At 41.1% G+C, this 1575-nt stretch carries 2 protein-coding genes and 2 pseudogenes; all 4 read right to left on the bottom strand.

All coding sequences use genetic code 11. The features are described 5' to 3' along the window. Positions 1 to 114 precede the first annotated feature (114 nt). Entirely contained in the window at positions 115 to 399 is a 285-nt protein-coding gene (locus AB4496_RS24320; RefSeq protein ID WP_102257579.1) for a hypothetical protein, read from the bottom strand. 78 nt (positions 400 to 477) lie between these two features. After that, entirely contained in the window at positions 478 to 660 is a 183-nt protein-coding gene (locus AB4496_RS24315; RefSeq protein ID WP_102257578.1) for a hypothetical protein, read from the bottom strand. Between the two features lie 2 nt (positions 661 to 662). After that, positions 663 to 1091: pseudogene (locus AB4496_RS24310) on the bottom strand (hypothetical protein); the annotation flags it as partial. 101 nt (positions 1092 to 1192) lie between these two features. Continuing rightward, positions 1193 to 1450 (bottom strand): annotated as a pseudogene (locus AB4496_RS24305) (IMP dehydrogenase); the annotation flags it as partial. Between the last annotated feature and the right edge of the window lie 125 nt (positions 1451 to 1575).

Raw genomic sequence — 1575 nt, 5'->3', positions numbered from 1 at the left:
GATAAGCACAACATAGCGGTCTATGTTTAGTCTACTAGACTGTTATTTAATAGACCCAAATAAAACAAGCTTAAAACACTACTCTGCGTAATCCCCTATTGCGTGAGCTGTTTTTTATGCGGCAATAGCCTTAATCTCAACAACCAACCTATACGCATCTTCTAGCACATCTCTTTCTTGAGTATCTAGGGCTTCATTAGCTTGCTTTAACGCATACAGATAATCTAGCATCACAATTAGGTCGTGAAGTAACGGAACTATCCGCTTATCTACACTTGTGATGTACTCCTCTAACTCTTCATCAGAATGCCATTTTTTAGGCTCTCCCCCCAAAGCAATAACAATAGCTGTTCGTAAGAAGCGGCATAATGGTACGAGTTTTAGGGCGATTATTAACATATGAACGTAATTGAAAGTATTTCATTTATTCTGTCCACATACCTTTTAAAGAGCAACTTTAGCCTACTATCTATCGAGTCAGTTAGCAGAATAACTTCCCGCTGAACTCCCCGACTCTACTATCACCTTAGCGTTTTGATTGATTTCATCGACCACAGCGTTCGCAATGGCTTCAGCCATCATCTCACCATCGAGCACGAAGCCTTTGGCTTTCAGTTCTGTTTCTATCTTTTGCTTTAATGATGCTTTGCTTATCGCCATTGTTACTTCCCTGCATAAACGGTTTTCGAAACGTCCACATGCGGTTTCCCCATAAACGGGCAAATGCTCACACCGGTGCACACCCCTTTTTCGCCATTAAACTTGATGGTGTCCGCGCCTTCGGTGATGTTCTTAGCTTTAATGGTTCTATTACCTTTGACGGTTTCGATGTGGGTGTCGTCAATCTCTGTTATTCGATTTTCTAGCACTTTGATTTGTTGAGTGAGGCATTCAAGCTTGTCGGCTTGGTCTGTCTTACGTTCGAAGCTGCCTTTCTGGTCCACCAATTGATACACATCTTTGCACTGTTGGTAGCGGTTTCGCCTTCTTTGATTCCTAGTAACTTGAAACCAAGTGGTAGCAGACAACGAATAAAGGGCTTATCCGGTTGACCGAACATAAATCTGAGTTCAAACAATACTGCCGATTGCCAGCAACTCTGGTAGCACAACAATCGTAGCTTTTTGTCCCAAACAAAAAAAAGCCGCTAAAAAGCGGCCCTTGATTTTCAAACTATTCGAATTCGTTCAGATTACTCTTTACCGAATACGTTGTTCTCTTGCTCTTGTACACGGATAAAAGTCGTACGCTTAGTTAGCTCTTTAAGCTTTGCTGCGCCTACGTATGTACAAGTTGAACGTACACCACCAAGGATGTCAGAAATTGTGTAATGAACAGAACCACGGTATGGAAGTAAAACAGTTTTACCTTCTGCAGCACGGTACTTAGCAACACCACCTGAGTGCTTGTCCATAGCCGACTGAGATGACATGCCGTAGAACTTAACAAAAACAATCAACACTACATTTAAATCAATAACTTAAGTTAATTTAAATGTATATAAAAACAGTAATAAGTGGCGATTTATACCCATAAATAACGCTGTTTTACAATGAATGCCGCCATTTTTGCCGC

Origin of the sequence: Vibrio sp. 10N.222.46.A1 (genome assembly GCF_041473595.1) — a bacterium.
Classification (GTDB): domain Bacteria; phylum Pseudomonadota; class Gammaproteobacteria; order Enterobacterales; family Vibrionaceae; genus Vibrio; species Vibrio tasmaniensis_A.
Note: the sequence above shows the minus strand (reverse complement) of the source record. Positions and strands in the feature narration are given on the sequence as shown.